The sequence below is a fragment of the Rhizobacter sp. Root1221 genome (assembly GCF_001425785.1).
Taxonomy (GTDB): Bacteria; Pseudomonadota; Gammaproteobacteria; order Burkholderiales; family Burkholderiaceae_C; genus Rhizobacter.
The window spans coordinates 62,377-75,686 of the sequence record NZ_LMDI01000008.1 but is presented as its reverse complement, the minus strand read 5'-3'; the positions used below and the strand labels follow the sequence as shown (position 1 = coordinate 75,686).

Annotated in this window: 13 protein-coding genes; 4 read left to right on the top strand and 9 right to left on the bottom strand. The window is 67.1% G+C overall.

What is annotated here, in order from left to right; translation table 11 throughout:
* Nucleotides 1–6: 6 nt before the first annotated feature.
* Together ASC87_RS07615 and ASC87_RS07610 are read right to left on the bottom strand one after the other, a co-directional pair.
* Nucleotides 7–1,161 carry an efflux RND transporter periplasmic adaptor subunit gene (locus ASC87_RS07615; protein WP_235582094.1) on the bottom strand — a complete coding sequence of 385 codons (1,155 nt, stop codon included), beginning with the start codon at nt 1,159–1,161 and terminating at the stop codon, nt 7–9.
* Nucleotides 1,162–1,172: 11 nt separating this feature from the next.
* Nucleotides 1,173–1,844 carry a TetR/AcrR family transcriptional regulator gene (locus tag ASC87_RS07610; protein ID WP_056659131.1) on the bottom strand — a complete coding sequence of 224 codons (672 nt, stop codon included), beginning with the start codon at nt 1,842–1,844 and terminating at the stop codon, nt 1,173–1,175.
* A 190-nt stretch (nt 1,845–2,034) separates the two neighbouring features.
* Between ASC87_RS07610 and ASC87_RS07605 the strand changes: the two genes are divergently transcribed.
* Entirely contained in the window at nt 2,035–2,892 is an 858-nt protein-coding gene (locus ASC87_RS07605) for an undecaprenyl-diphosphate phosphatase (RefSeq protein ID WP_056659128.1), read from the top strand.
* A gap of 424 nt (nt 2,893–3,316) precedes the next feature.
* Here the strand turns inward: ASC87_RS07605 and trmB are convergent, their stop codons facing one another.
* Nucleotides 3,317–4,084, bottom strand: coding sequence for a tRNA (guanosine(46)-N7)-methyltransferase TrmB (gene trmB / locus ASC87_RS07600; protein WP_082568463.1), 768 nt, complete (start codon nt 4,082–4,084; stop codon nt 3,317–3,319).
* A gap of 205 nt (nt 4,085–4,289) precedes the next feature.
* Between trmB and ASC87_RS07595 the strand changes: the two genes are divergently transcribed.
* The 3 genes from ASC87_RS07595 to ASC87_RS07585 are packed head-to-tail and all read left to right on the top strand — an operon-like array spanning nt 4,290 to nt 6,993.
* Nucleotides 4,290–4,817 carry a hypothetical protein gene (locus ASC87_RS07595; protein ID WP_235582093.1) on the top strand — a complete coding sequence of 176 codons (528 nt, stop codon included), beginning with the start codon at nt 4,290–4,292 and terminating at the stop codon, nt 4,815–4,817.
* Nucleotides 4,814–5,257 (top strand): hypothetical protein, encoded by a 444-nt coding sequence (locus ASC87_RS07590; protein WP_056659121.1) that lies wholly within the window; start codon nt 4,814–4,816, stop codon nt 5,255–5,257. Before ASC87_RS07595 ends, ASC87_RS07590 begins: the two co-directional genes overlap by 4 nt.
* A gap of 38 nt (nt 5,258–5,295) precedes the next feature.
* The gene (locus ASC87_RS07585; protein WP_157603890.1) at nt 5,296–6,993 is read left to right on the top strand and encodes a hypothetical protein; all 1,698 of its coding nucleotides are present in this window, start codon (nt 5,296–5,298) and stop codon (nt 6,991–6,993) included.
* A gap of 136 nt (nt 6,994–7,129) precedes the next feature.
* Here ASC87_RS07585 and ASC87_RS07580 read toward each other — a convergent pair whose 3' ends face one another.
* The 6 genes from ASC87_RS07580 to ASC87_RS07555 all read right to left on the bottom strand — a co-directional run bounded on the left by ASC87_RS07580 (nt 7,130) and on the right by ASC87_RS07555 (nt 13,148).
* Nucleotides 7,130–7,588 (bottom strand): chemotaxis protein CheX, encoded by a 459-nt coding sequence (locus tag ASC87_RS07580; protein WP_056659114.1) that lies wholly within the window; start codon nt 7,586–7,588, stop codon nt 7,130–7,132.
* Nucleotides 7,589–7,593: 5 nt separating this feature from the next.
* A complete protein-coding gene (locus tag ASC87_RS07575) occupies nt 7,594–7,968 on the bottom strand; it encodes a response regulator transcription factor (protein WP_056659111.1) in 375 nt (124 codons plus the stop codon).
* 13 nt (nt 7,969–7,981) lie between these two features.
* A complete protein-coding gene (locus tag ASC87_RS07570) occupies nt 7,982–10,066 on the bottom strand; it encodes an ATP-binding protein (RefSeq protein WP_056659108.1) in 2,085 nt (694 codons plus the stop codon).
* 107 nt (nt 10,067–10,173) lie between these two features.
* A complete protein-coding gene (locus ASC87_RS07565; protein ID WP_056659106.1) occupies nt 10,174–10,974 on the bottom strand; it encodes an ABC transporter ATP-binding protein in 801 nt (266 codons plus the stop codon).
* A 19-nt stretch (nt 10,975–10,993) separates the two neighbouring features.
* Complete coding sequence (gene ntrB, locus ASC87_RS07560; RefSeq protein ID WP_056659103.1) at nt 10,994–11,893, bottom strand: nitrate ABC transporter permease; 900 nt, start codon at nt 11,891–11,893, stop codon at nt 10,994–10,996.
* Between the two features lie 31 nt (nt 11,894–11,924).
* Complete coding sequence (locus tag ASC87_RS07555) at nt 11,925–13,148, bottom strand: CmpA/NrtA family ABC transporter substrate-binding protein (protein WP_157603900.1); 1,224 nt, start codon at nt 13,146–13,148, stop codon at nt 11,925–11,927.
* Between the last annotated feature and the right edge of the window lie 162 nt (nt 13,149–13,310).

Genomic DNA, 13,310 nt, shown 5'->3' with positions numbered 1-13,310 from the left:
TCGCGTTCAGTGGGCGGCAGAGGCCGCGGGTGCAGGCGGACTGGCCGCGGCGGCCAGGCGGGCAGGGGTGTCGGCGCGCACCAGGCCGACCGTTGCGCGCAGCACCGTGGTGCCGTCGGCCAGGCCATCGGTGATTTCGACGACGGCGTCGCGGCGGCCGGCCAGCGTGGCGTCGCCCCGGGCGCCGAGCGCCACCAGGCGCCGTGCGATCTTCCCGTCGTCGAGCACGAACACATAGGGCCGTGGCTGGTCGACCCGCACCGCGCTCAGCGGCACGGCGAGCACCTTGCGGCGTTCCAGGTCGACCGTGCCCTTGGCAAACAGGCCCTGGCGCAGGCCGGGCCGCGGCGTGACCGCGAGGTAGACCATCACCGAACGCGTGCCGGCCTGGGTGCTGGGATTGATGCGGGCCACCTTGGCCTCGACGGGGCCGGCGAGGCCATCCACCTGCAGCCGGGCCACCTGGCCCACCTGCACTGACACGACGTCTTCGGGGGCCACCGCGGCTTCGAGTTCGAGCCGCGAGAGGTCGACGATTTCGACCACGCGGCCGTCGATGGCCACACGCTCGCCTGGTTGCGACAGGCGTTGGGACACCATGCCGGTGATGGGCGCCACGAGCCGCGCGTCGGCCACGGACTTGCGGGCCAGGTCCACCGCGGCCTCGGCCGCACGATAGGACGCCTGGGCGGCCGCCTGGTTCGAGATGGATGTCTCGAGGCCGGTGGCCGAGATGAACCCCTGTGCCACGAGGGCCCGGTTGTTCTCGAGCGCGCGCTGCGTGATGTCGAGCTGGGCGCGGGACGATTCGGCCGTCTGCGCGGCCTGGCGTACGCGCAGTTCAACCTCGGTGGTGTCCAGCTGGCCGATGACCTGGCCGGCACGGACGGTGTCTCCCTCACGGACCGTGAGTGTCTTCAGTTCGGCGGCGACCTTCGCCTTCACGATGGCGGTGTTGACGGCCTTGAGGCCTCCCGACAGGTTGAGCGTGCGGGCCAGTTCGACGGGTGTGGCCACCACCACGTCGGCAGGGGTGAGTTCGAGGGCCGCCGCGGTGGGCGGCGCGTTGCTGGCGCCGCTGGCGAGCTTGCGGGCGTGCAGCGTGCGGAGCACGAACAGGCCCAGGACGAGGATGGCCACAACAGCGATCAACCAAGGCATCCGGCGTTTCATCAGTCAGGCTTTCGAGGAAGAGGGCTGTCGCGCGATTGCAGGCCGCGCAACATGATGTCGATCTGCGCCTCGATGACCTTACCCGGCTCGATGGCGTCCATGCCGATGGGGCAAGCGCCGAAAGAATGCTTGTGCAGGGCGAGGAAAATCAAGGGCGCGATCAGCACGTGGGTGACCTCGTGTGACGGAACATCGCGAAACTCGCCGCTGTCCACCCCGCGTTTCACCATCTTCGAGATCAACTCGTGGGCCGGCACGATGACCTCGCGGTTGTAGAACTCCGCGATCTCGGGGAAGTTTCGCACCTCGGCCATGATGATCTTGTGGATCCCCCCAGCCGGGGTCTCGCCCACCTGTTCCCACCAGGTGCGCAGCAGGGTCGCCAACAGTTCCGACGTCGGGCCTTCGAACCCGTCGGCGATCCCCATGCCATCGGCGAGGATGCGCGACAGGTTCTGCCGGATCACCGCCTTCAGCAATTCTTCCTTGCTCGGGTAATACAGGTACAACGTGCCCTTTGACACCCCGGCCCGCGCCGCAACTTCCTCCGATCGCGTGGCGGCGAAACCCTTCTCGACAAACAGTGCGAGGGCCGCATCCAGGAGTTCCTGGGGACGGGCTTCCTTGCGGCGCTGCCGAGCGGGCGGGGAGGACGAAGCGGATGCAGGCATGGACAATACTGACTGAACGGTCAGTAATGTAGCCTCCGGAGCGGGATGGGGTCAAGGCTGACGCCGCGCCGGCACCGGATGATGGCTCACTGGTAAAGAAGCGTGAATGGCGAGGCAGTATCGCCTGGGTACGGGCATGCTCCATGCGTCGCTATCATCCGGCGTCGAATTCTTATGTGAGGAGTTGGGTTTGGACATCGTTTTGTGGGTCAAGGCGGCGATCATGGGAATCGTCGAAGGCTTGACGGAGTTCTTGCCCATCTCCAGCACCGGTCACCTGATCCTCACGGGATCGCTGCTCGATTTCACCGGCGACACCATCAAGGTGTTCGAGATTGCCATCCAGACCGGCGCGATGATCGCAGTGGTCTGGGAGTACCGTGCGCGGCTGATCAGCACGTTCGCGGGCATCCGCTCCGAGCCGGTGGCGCAACGTTTCGCGCTCAACGTGGTGATCGCCTTCATCCCGGCCGGCATCTTCGGCTTCCTGTTCAACAAGGCCATCAAGGCGCACCTGTTCCACCCGGTGCCGGTGGCGGTGGCGTTCATCGTCGGGGGGCTCGTGATTCTGTGGGTCGAGCGCCGGCACCACCGCCTCTATGGCGAACGTGACCTGGAAGGCACGCACCATGCACGGGTTGAAACGGTGGACGACATGACCCCGCTCGACGCGCTCAAGGTGGGCCTGCTGCAGTGCCTCGCGCTGATCCCGGGCACCAGCCGTTCGGGCGCCACCATCATCGGGTCGTTGGTGCTCGGGTTCTCGCGCAAGGCGGCCACCGAGTTCAGCTTCTTCCTCGGCATCCCCACGCTCACTGCGGCCGGCGCCTACTCCGTGTGGAAGTCGCGCGACCTGCTGCACTGGGGTGACCTGCCCATCTTCCTGATCGGCACTGCGTTCGCGTTCATCAGCGCGCTGATCTGCATTCGCTGGCTGATCCGCTACGTCTCGTCGCACGACTTCACGGTGTTCGCGTGGTACCGCATCGTGTTTGGCGTGATCGTGCTGGCCACGGCGTATACGGGTACGGTGAACTGGGCGGCTTGAGTGAGGGGCTGGGCCCCGGTCGCCCCTGTTCGCTGCGGGTTGCGGTTCTTCTCTGGCGAGGCCGCGCCGGGTCTCGTCCCGGCAGCCGAGTTACCTTTCTGGTCGCCGCCCAGAAAGGTAACCCAAAGATGCGCTCGAACACCAGCTTCCCAGACCTTTGCTCGGGCGCTTCGAGTGGCCAATCCCCCGCGCGACTACTGTCTCCAGCGGCACCGTTACCTATCCCGCGCGGATGCCGTGCCGGCTCATTTCGCCTCGCTGCGCATCGGCTGAATAGCCTGGTCACCCCGACGAAAGTCGGGGCCCACCGGCCCAGTGGGTCCCGGCTTCCGCCGGAACGACGAGGTGGTGTTGGGCGAGCAAGCGAAGCGAGCAAAGCCTCGAATCGTGTGCGCCAGGGGAGCCAAGCGCAGCGAGCGACAGATCAAGCTACCGCCGAGCCCGGGTCCCCCGGGCGACCGCGGGCGCCCCCCTCGGGGGGGCAGGAGCGAAGCGACGTGGGGGGCTTCGTGAACACCAAGTCCCACACCCCGTGGCCAAGCTTCAGGCCGCGGTTCTCGAACTTGGTGAGCGGGCGGTAGGCGGGCTTCGGCGCATACCCGTCGGCGGTGTTGGCGAGGCCGGGCTCGGCCGACAGCACCTCGAGCATCTGCTCGGCGTAGGGTTGCCAGTCGGTGGCGCAGTGCAGGTAGCCGCCGGGCGCGAGGTGCGCGACGAGTTTCTGCACGAAGGGCGCCTGGATCAGCCGGCGCTTGTTGTGCTTCTTCTTGTGCCAGGGGTCCGGGAAGAAGATGTGCACGCCAGCGAGCGAGTCCGGGGCGATCATGTGTTCGAGCACTTCCACCGCATCGTGCTGCACGATGCGGATGTTGCCGATCTGGCGTTCGTCGATGTGCTTGAGCAGTGCGCCTACCCCCGGCGTGTGCACCTCGACCCCGAGGAAATCGGTGTCCGGCAGCGTCTGCGCGATGGTGGCGGTGGCGTCCCCCATGCCGAAGCCGATCTCGAGCACGAGCGGGGCGGTTCGGCCGAACAACGCCGGCGCATCGAGCGGCGCGGCGGCATACGGCAGCACGAAACGCGGCCCCAGTTGTTCCAGCGCACGCATCTGCCCCGTGCCCATGCGGCCGGCACGAACGACGAAACTGCGGATGCTGCGGGGGTGGGCAACGGGATCGGTGGGATCGGTCATGGAGACAGGCGGGCGCGAACGGGGTGAGCATTTTGCCTGACGTCGGGCGCGGCCCAAAACCGGCGCGCGATCACAGGCGCGATGGCCCGAAGTCGCCGCCGCAGGTCTCAAGCCATGGCCCCCCCTAGATCGCCGGGACGATTGGGTTCGGGTTCTCACCGGCACCTTCGTTTCAAGGGTGTCCGGATGCGGGTGGTGTCACACGATGGTCATCGAAAGAAACTCTTTCGCAACCATGGAGCAGAGACCTATGACAGACCCTCATTCCACGCCTCCGATGACGAGCGGCGGCACCACCTTGTCGCCGACACGCCGCGACAGCTTGAAGGGAGCCGCCCGGATTCTCGGTGCGGATGCCGCATCTGCGGAAGCCTTTGGCAGCACGGGCACCGCGGTGTTCAACCAAGTGCCACTGGCCATCCACGCGCTGAGCAGGCAGCCGGATGGTCCTTGGGTGGCCATTGCGCAGGTCGCTCGTCCCGAGGTGATTGAAGCGCCGGCGTGGTGCGACGCACTCCTGCTCGCCAACGCCCAAGCCATGCTGCTGGCGGACCTGGCCTTCGGGCTCGAGGACAACGGCGATGCGGTGTTGCTCATGAAGATGTCGCTCGACGATGAACATCCCGCCCTGCTGGCTGCCAGGCTCGAGGGCATGGCTGCCCTGTGCAACAGCGTGGTCGAGGGCGCTTCCCTGGTGAGCGCCGCGGCGCGACCCGAAGGAGTTCCAGCATGAGCAGCATGGCCAATGCCGGTTGCGCCACCGAGCTCGAGATGGAAGCTTCCGCGCCGATCCTGGCGCTGATCCATGACGCGGCGCTGCACCTGGGAAGTACACCAGCGCTTGCGCTGGAGGCTGCGCGCACAGGTGGGATCGAGGTGTCAGGGCAGCGCATCGCCATGGCCTGCGGATTGGATGAAGACGCGCTCGTGGCCTGCATCGAGTTGGGCGAGGGCTTCCTGGACGATCCGGAAATCCGCCGCACGGCACTGAGTGCATCCACGCACCTGATGCTGCAGTTCGGCATCACCGTCGCCCGCGGTCTTCGAGCGCCGCAGTTGATGGGGCGCTGGGCCGTGCCTGGGCGCACGGCTGAAGAGTTCGCCGTCTGGCTGCGAGATTTCGCGATCCTCGCGGAAGCCATGCGTGCCAACGCCAAACCGTCTGCCGACTGATCGGTACGCCACCTCTCAACACGACCGAGGACATTCCCATGGACTTCTCTCGCCTGAACACACCGCGGGTTGCAACACCGCTCCCCCAGCCCGCCGAAGTGCACATCGACATTCCCCCGGCGCAGCCGGAATTCAATCATCGCCGCCCGGACCTGCAGCACAACGTGCTCAGGGCGCGTTCCGACGCCTCATCGAGCCTTGTGGGCGGCCCGCCACCTCGGACCGTCCTTGTGGGTTCGCCTGAGGTCACCGCCTCGGGTCGACGGAGGGCGGTTGATGAATCGACCCTTCTTCCAGCCGATGGCGAACGTTCCGACTACTTGAGCGTGAGCTCGTCGTTTCGCTCCGAGATCGAATTAGCCCACAACCATGGCAGCATGAGGTTCTCGGATCAGATGCCGCCCGACGCCATCGCCGAAACGTTCACGCCTCCGCCGCCAGGGCGCAGTTGGCGGCAGACACTGGCAGCCGCGAGGGACTCGCTGGCGAACGTGGCCGCGCCGGTGCTCGGTGCGCTGGGCGCCGCCGCTGCGAGTGGCGGGGGCGCGCTGGCGGCGGGGTTGGGGCATGCAGGCGCGATGGGCCTGACTGTCGCAGGCCATGCAGGCCAATCGCTCAGGGAACTGCCGCAGGCCTTCGGACTGCTGGCACCGAACATGCGCCTCGCGGGTGCGGCTGCGGGCCACGTCATGCATCAGACCGTCACCGTGGGCCTCCCCACGCTGGGGCGCGAGATGATGGCCGAGGCCATGTTGCTGTCCTTGCGGCACATGCCGCCTGACCACGTGGTGCTCATGCAGGTGGGCATGGGCGCCGTCAACATATTGGCGCAGGGCTTGCGCGAGGCGCGCGAGCGCCGGGACCCGGATGCCGCGGCGTGCGGCTTTCACGCGTTGTCGGCCGAAGAATGGGCGGCCAAGACGCCGGAGGAACAGGCCGGGCTGCGCGCCATTCAAGTCAAGCACTCCCGAATGGTGATGTTCATGGCATGTGCGTGCACGATAACGAACGTGGGCATGGGGATCCTTGGCTCAAAGACCGGTCGCCCGGAGTTGGCGAACAACGCGTTGGTCGCCGACGTGAAGACGCTGGTGTACTCGTCCATGCGCGATGGCTTGCAGGCGAGCTTCGGGCTGGTGGGCTTCGAGGGGGCCACGAAGAATGGCGTCAGCGGTGAGTACATGACCTCGTCGGCGGTCTTCTATGGGGCGGCCAACATCAGCGGCAACTTCGCATGGGGCGCGTTGCCGCCCCTGGCTGGCGATGCTGCCGAAGCCAGAAGCGCATTGCGGGGGGACAGTTCCAGCATGAGTTCGGCAGACGCCTGGAAAGTCCTGGCTGCCGTGTCTTCGGTGAAGGCCGCGATCAACACCGCTGTCGAAGCGTCGGATTGGTTTTCCGTCACCCAGCACGAAGCCACGCAGGCGGGTACGGCCCAGAAGTTCGAGCCGGCGCTGAAGGGCAGGGCGCAGGACTACGGACGGCTGCTGGATCAGACCCCGGCGCGCATGGTGGCGATCGGTGCCGGCAACGCATCCGGCGCACTGATCGCTTACCTGACCCGCGACTTGCCGGCGTCCGTGTCCAGCCTGATCGGGAATGTTGCCACGGGCGCCCTGGCCGGCATCGGGTACAAGACGATCGGTGGGACCTGGCAGGCGGCGGGCGCCGTCCGGGCCGCGACCTCCGAGGGACATGCCGACCTGGAGGTGTCCCGACCGACCATGCGGCGCTGAGCGGACCCGAAGAGAAAAAATCCCCCCGGGCCCGTGAGGACCCGAGGGGTGCACAAAGGGCCGCGAGCCCCTACTGAGGAGACAGTCGACACGAACGTCATCTGCCGGCTGAACTACAGCAAGCGCTGTGCCAGCGTCAGACGGCCGGCGCGAGGTCGACGCACACCATTCCGGGGTAGGTGTTCCACCGGAACGTGATGACGTAGGGGTGGCGGCGTGCACGTTCGGCCGCGATGTGGGCACCGCGCACCGCCGTGGGGACGGAGATGTCGAGGTCGCGTCCCAGGTTGCGCCGGGCATTGCCGGCGAGCGTGTTGGCGATCTCGCCCACCGCGTCCAGCAGGTTGGCCTCGGTGAGCCGGGTCTCGTGCTGGATCAGCAGCAGCTCGCGCACCGCGCGCATGGGCAGCGACACGGTGACCTGGCCGGTGAGCGGCCCGGAGAACTTCACGATGCCGTTGTATTCGTGGCCTTCCAGTGCACCCACGCCGAGGAACGCGGAAGTGATCTCCGGGGTCACCTTGCTCGTGACCTCGAAGTAGCGGCGCACCGAGTCGATGAACAGGCGCAGGTCGGATTCCTTGAGCGACACCATGTGCGTCAGGCCTTGTGTTGGACCAGGCCGTGCAGCGCAAGCTGCAGGGCTTCGTCGGTGAATGGTTTTGGCAGGAACCCGTGGGCCCCGAGGCGCAGCGCCCGGATGGCGGTGCTCTTGTCGTCGAGCGCGCTGATCACGAGGATGCGGGTGCGCGGGTGGGCGGCCAGCAACGCGGGGATGCAGGCGAGGCCGTCCATCTCGGGCATCGTCAGGTCCATCGTGACCACGTCGGGGCTCACCTGGCTCGCCGCGCGCAGCGCCTCCACGCCGTCGCGGGCCATGCCCACGAGCGTGACGGAGCCGAGCGTGCCGCCCTGCACGATGCGGGCGATGCGCGAGCGCACCATGTTAGAGTCGTCGACCACCAGCAGTTTCATGCGTGTGTCTCCCTCAGGCCGACAGGCGCACGCGGAACGTGGTGCCGTGGTCGGGTTTCGTCGACACCAGCAGGCGGGCGCCCAGGCGCCGAACCTCGGCCGACACGATGTCGAGCCCCACGCCGCGTCCCGCGTGTTCGCCGGCCGACGTGGCCGTCGAGAACCCGGGCCGGAAGATCTGCGCCAGCACCTGCGCCGTGCTCATCTCGTCGAGTTGGGACGCCTTGAACCAGCCGAGTGCCTGCAGCCGGGCGCGCACGCGCACCACGTCGAGGCCGGCGCCGTCGTCGCGCACCACCAGTTCCACCTGGTTGGTGTCGTTGCGGTGCAGTGTGACGTCCACGGTGGCCGTGGCCGGCTTGCCGAGGGCGGCGCGGGTGCGGCCGTCCTCGACACCGTGCACGACGGCATTGCGCACGAGCTGCACCGCCACCTTCTGCAGCGCCTCGTGCGACGCGGTGGGCAGCGCGGTCAGCGGGGCGAGGGACGTGGTCAGCTGGGTGGGCTTGCCCATTTCCTGGGCGATGCGTGCCACGAGTGCCGTCATGGGCACGGAAAAGTCCGCCGCGGGCGGTGACGCCGCTCGGTCGCGCAGCACCGACCGTTTCAGCGCCTGCAGGCGTGTCAGCAGTTCTTCGAGCGGCAGGGGCAGGGAGAGCAACGCGTCGCCGGCAAACGTGCCGGCTTCGCGCAACGTCTGGATCTGCGATTCGAACTGGTGCGCGGTGGCGGTCAGCAGGTCGAGCGACAGCATCGACGCCTCGCCCTTGACCGCGTGCACGTGCCGGTACACCGCGTCGACGATGCGGCGCAGCTGCTTTGCATCCGACCCGGCTTCCACCTGGCGCAGCAGGTCGTTCACCTCGAGCAGCGATGCCTCCGAACGGTCCACGAAGCCGCGCAGCGCCCCGGGGTCGGTCTCGAAGGCCCGGACCAGCAGGTCGAATTCGCGTTGCGCGCGCTGCTGTTCGCCCTGCAGCTTCTGCTCCAGCTCGATGCGCGACGACACGTCCTGCACCGTCACCAGCAGGTGGCGGATCTCGCCGTCGGCGGTGACGCGGTTGAAGCGCATCGACAGGTGCCGCTGGTGCTTGTGCCCCAGGGCGTCGGTGGTGGTGATGGCCATCTCGGTGAGCGGGTTGATGCTCTGGACCAGGTCTTCCTTGATGTGAGGGAGGAACAGCAGGTCCGTGTAGCCGCGCGCGTCGTCGAGCGTGCGGGCCGACACCATCGGGGCCAGCAGGGTCAGGAAGTGGTCACCGGGCCGAACGGCCCGGCCGAGGATGGTGGACACCGACTGCGAGAGCTGCGTGCCGAGCGTGTACTGGGGTGTCAGCAGGAACAGCCCCTCGCGCACGACGGACAGGATCTCGCGGGTTTCCTCGGTGGCCTGTTCGATGGCATCGTCGGACTGCCGCAGGCGCCGGATGAACTTGAACAGGATGAACAGGAAGTTCAGCAGCGCGAGCGCGATGCCGCCCGTCTGCACCATCCGAAGTTGCGATGCCCGCTGGTTCGCGGCGGACTCGAGGTCGGTGGTCAGCTCGTTCATCAGCCCGAGCAGCGCGAGGTTGTGGGTGCGTGCATAGGCCGCGGCCGCACGCACGTCGTCGGGGGTGAGGGTGGCGTGCGACAGCAATTGGCGCCACGGGTTCCACAGCGCGACGCTGCGGGCCAGGATGTCGGCGCTTTTCGGGCCCGAGGCCGCCACGAGTTGCACCGCCTTGCCGTCGCCGCCGGTGACGGCGCCGCCCTGGCGGAAGCCGGTGAGCGTCTCGTCGAACAGTCGGGTGGCCAGGCGCAGTTCGTCGGCGAGCGGGGCGGGCAGCGGCCCGTTGGCCACGGCGAGTTCCGACGCGAAGAGCCCCTTCGACAGCCGCTGCGTCAGCATGCGCTGGCGCCCGGACAGGTTGATCGAGACGGCGTCCTCGGAGATCTGGAACGACACGTAGAAGTTCAACACCAGCACGGCCAGGTCGAACAGCAGGAAGAAGGCGACCGCGATCAGGATCTCGCGGTACTTGCCGAGCGTGAAGCCGAGCGTGGGACGGCGGAGCGACGGCGTGGCGTCAGGTTGGGCCACCTGTGCCGCGTTCATCGCCGAGCCGGAAGTGGCAGACGAACTCAATGGAAACCCCCAACGTTGTTGTTTTGATCGATCGCAAGGGCAGGGGGCGCAGGCAGGCCCCCGCCAGGTTCGGCCGTTCAGGCGGCCTTGTCGACGTGACCGTGGCGTGTGTACAGGAAGTCGAGCACCTCCTTGCGGTAGTGCACGTACCGGGTGTCCTCGGCCAATTCCACCCGGTTGCGCGGGCGTGCGAGCTCGACCGACAGGATCTCGCCGATGGTGGCGGCCGGGCCGTTGGTCATCATCACGATGCGGTCGCTCAGCAGCACGGCTTCGTCCACGTCGTGCGTCACCATCACCACGGTGCTGTGGGTGCGGGCCACGATCTTGAGCAGTTCGTCCTGCAGGTGGGCGCGGGTGAGGGCATCGAGCGCGCCGAACGGCTCGTCCATCAGCAGCACCTTCGGCTCCATCGCCAGTGCCCGGGCGATGCCCACGCGCTGCTTCATGCCGCCGGAGATCTCGTGCGGGCGTTTGGTGGCGGCATGCCCCATGTTGACGAGGTCGAGTGCCGCGAGCGAACGGGCCTTCAGCTTCGCGCCCGATTCGGTGGCGCCGAACACCCGCTCCACCGCGAGGTGCACGTTTTCCTCGCAGGTGAGCCATGGCAGCAGCGAGTGGTTCTGGAACACCACGGCGCGCTCGGGGCCCGGGGCGGCGATTTCACGGTTGTCGCAGATCAGGCCACCGCCGCTGGGCAGCGTGAGGCCGGCGATCAGGTTCAGCAGCGTGGACTTGCCGCAGCCCGAGTGCCCGATCAGCGTGACGAACTCGCCCTTGGCGACGTTGAGGTTGATCTCGCGCAGCGCATGGAAGCGGCCCTTCCTCGTGTGGAAGACCATCTCGGCGTTCTGGACCTGGATGAAGTTCTTGGTCATGATGTGAGGCTCCTGGAGGTCAGACTTCGTCGTAGGTGAACCGCTTGGCGATCGAGACCAGCGCCCATTCGAGCAGCATGCCCACGATGCCGATCACGAAGATCGCGATGAGGATGTGCGTGACGTTCAAGTTGTTCCACTCGTCCCACACCCAGAAGCCGATGCCCACGCCGCCGGTCAGCATCTCGGCTGCCACGATCACGAGCCAGGCGGTGCCCACGCTCAGGCGAACGCCGGTCAGCATGTAGGGCAACACGGCGGGGAACAGGATCTTCGTGATGACCTTCCACTCGGACAGGTTCAGCACGCGGGCCACGTTGAGGTAGTCGGCCGGCACACGCTGCACCCCCACGGCGGTGTTGATGATCATGGGCCAGATGGAGCAGATGAAGATGGTCCAGATGGCGGCCGGGTTGGCGGCCTTGAACACCAGCAGGCCGATGGGCAGCCACGCGAGCGGCGACACCGGGCGCAGCAGGCTGATCAGCGGCGAGAACATGCGATTCAGGAACCCGAAGCGCCCGATCATGAAACCGAACGGGATGCCGACGAGCGCCGCGAGGCCGAAGCCCACCGCCACCCGCTGCAGCGAGAACAGGATGTTCCAGCCGAGGCCCTGGTCATTGGGCCCGTTGCTGTAGAACGGGTCCGAGAACAGCACGATCGCTTCCTTCAGCGTGGCCGCCGGGGTCGGGAACGTGGTGCTCTTCATCGTGAGCAGCGCCCAGATGCCGACGAGCACGGCCATGCCCACCACCGGGGGGATCACCTTGAGGAACAGGCCCCGCCAGTCGTACGGTGCACGGGCCGGGCGGGCTGGCGCGGGTTGGGCTGTAGCGACGGCGCGGGGCTTGTCCGCGGCGGCCGCGCGGGCCTCGTTCGCGGCGTCGAGGGGAGAGTGAAAGACTGCACTGACCATGGTGATCTCCTTCGGTGGCGGCGGGGGCGGCTCAGGCCTTGACGGTGAAGCTGTCGGCGTACTTCTTCGGGTCCTTGCCGTCCCACGTCACGCCGTCGACGAGCTTGCTGGTGCGCATCGCATCCTTCGGCACGGCGATCTTCATGGCGGAGGCGGCTTCCTTGTAGAGGTCGATCTGGTTGATCTGCTTGGCCACGCCCAGGTAGTCGGGGTGGTCCTTCAGCAGGCCCCAGCGCTTGTGCTGGGTCAGGAACCACATGCCGTCCGACAGGTACGGGAAGTTCACCGCGCCGTCGTTGAAGAACTTCATGTGGTTCGGGTCGTCCCAGGTCTTGCCGAGGCCGTTCTGGTAACGGCCCAGGATGCGCTGGTTGATCGCGTCGACGCCCGTATTGACGTAGGCCTTGTCGGCCACGGTCTCGGCCATCTTCAGCTTGTTCTGCAGGTTCGCGTCGATCCAGCGGCTGGCCTCGAGGATGGCCATCATCACGGCGCGCGCGGTGTTCGGGTTCGCCTTGACGAACTCCGACGTGGTGCCCAGCACCTTCTCGGGGTGGTCCTTCCAGATGTCCTGGGTGGTGACACCGGTGATGCCGATGCCGTCCATGATGGCGCGGTGGCCCCATGGTTCGCCCACGCAGTAGCCGTCCATGTTGCCGACGCGCATGTTCGCCACCATCTGCGGCGGCGGCACGGTGATGACCTTCGCGTCCTTCATCGGGTTGATGCCGTAGGCGGCCATCCAGTAGTAGAGCCACATCGCGTGGGTGCCGGTGGGGAAGGTCTGCGCGAACGTGTACTCGCGCTTCTCGGCCTTCATCAGCTTCGCGAGGCTCGGGCCGTCCACCGCGCCCTTGTCGGCGAGCTTCTTCGACAGCGTGATGGCCTGGCCGTTGTTGTTCAGGGTCATCAGCACGGCCATGTCCTTCTTCGGGCCGCCGACACCGAGGTGCACGCCATAGATCAGGCCGTACAGCACATGGGCCATGTCGAGTTCACCGTTGACGAGCTTGTCGCGCACACCGGCCCAGGACGCTTCCTTCGTCGGGATGATCTTGATGCCGTACTTCTTGTCGAAGCCGAGCACGGAGGCCATCACCACGGAGGCGCAGTCGGTGAGCGGGATGAAGCCGATGCGGACCTCGGTCTTCTCCGGCTTGTCGGAGCCCGCGGCGTACACGGCGGATTGCAGGCCGGGCACCATGCCGGCGGCGCTGGTGGCAGCAGCGGCTTTGATCAGGGTTCGGCGGCTCATGAGGTTCTTTCGATCGTCGGTGTGGGCGGTCATGGCGGGTTCTCTGTGGTCAAACGCGGAGGACAAAAACAAAAAGGCGTCCGCACGGTTCCTGGGCAAAGCCCGGGAGCGTGGGGACGCCGTCGTCCCACCACGCAGCACCGCCTTTGGTGCTGCCTGGTG

Excerpts from the sequence above, each read along its gene's own strand:
- ASC87_RS07610 (WP_056659131.1), bottom strand. The coding sequence starts at position 1,844 with ATGCCTGCATCCGCTTCGTCCTCCCCGCCCGCTCGGCAGCGCCGCAAG.
- ASC87_RS07580 (WP_056659114.1), bottom strand. The coding sequence starts at position 7,588 with ATGGTGTCGCTCAAGGAATCCGACCTGCGCCTGTTCATCGACTCGGTG.
- ASC87_RS07570 (WP_056659108.1), bottom strand. The coding sequence starts at position 10,066 with ATGAACGCGGCACAGGTGGCCCAACCTGACGCCACGCCGTCGCTCCGC.
- ASC87_RS07615 (WP_235582094.1), bottom strand. The coding sequence starts at position 1,161 with ATGCCTTGGTTGATCGCTGTTGTGGCCATCCTCGTCCTGGGCCTGTTC.
- ASC87_RS07585 (WP_157603890.1), top strand. The coding sequence starts at position 5,296 with ATGGACTTCTCTCGCCTGAACACACCGCGGGTTGCAACACCGCTCCCC.
- ASC87_RS07590 (WP_056659121.1), top strand. The coding sequence starts at position 4,814 with ATGAGCAGCATGGCCAATGCCGGTTGCGCCACCGAGCTCGAGATGGAA.
- ASC87_RS07565 (WP_056659106.1), bottom strand. The coding sequence starts at position 10,974 with ATGACCAAGAACTTCATCCAGGTCCAGAACGCCGAGATGGTCTTCCAC.
- trmB (WP_082568463.1), bottom strand. The coding sequence starts at position 4,084 with ATGACCGATCCCACCGATCCCGTTGCCCACCCCCGCAGCATCCGCAGT.
- ntrB (WP_056659103.1), bottom strand. The coding sequence starts at position 11,893 with ATGGTCAGTGCAGTCTTTCACTCTCCCCTCGACGCCGCGAACGAGGCC.
- ASC87_RS07555 (WP_157603900.1), bottom strand. The coding sequence starts at position 13,148 with ATGAGCCGCCGAACCCTGATCAAAGCCGCTGCTGCCACCAGCGCCGCC.
- ASC87_RS07575 (WP_056659111.1), bottom strand. The coding sequence starts at position 7,968 with ATGAAACTGCTGGTGGTCGACGACTCTAACATGGTGCGCTCGCGCATC.
- ASC87_RS07595 (WP_235582093.1), top strand. The coding sequence starts at position 4,290 with ATGGTCATCGAAAGAAACTCTTTCGCAACCATGGAGCAGAGACCTATG.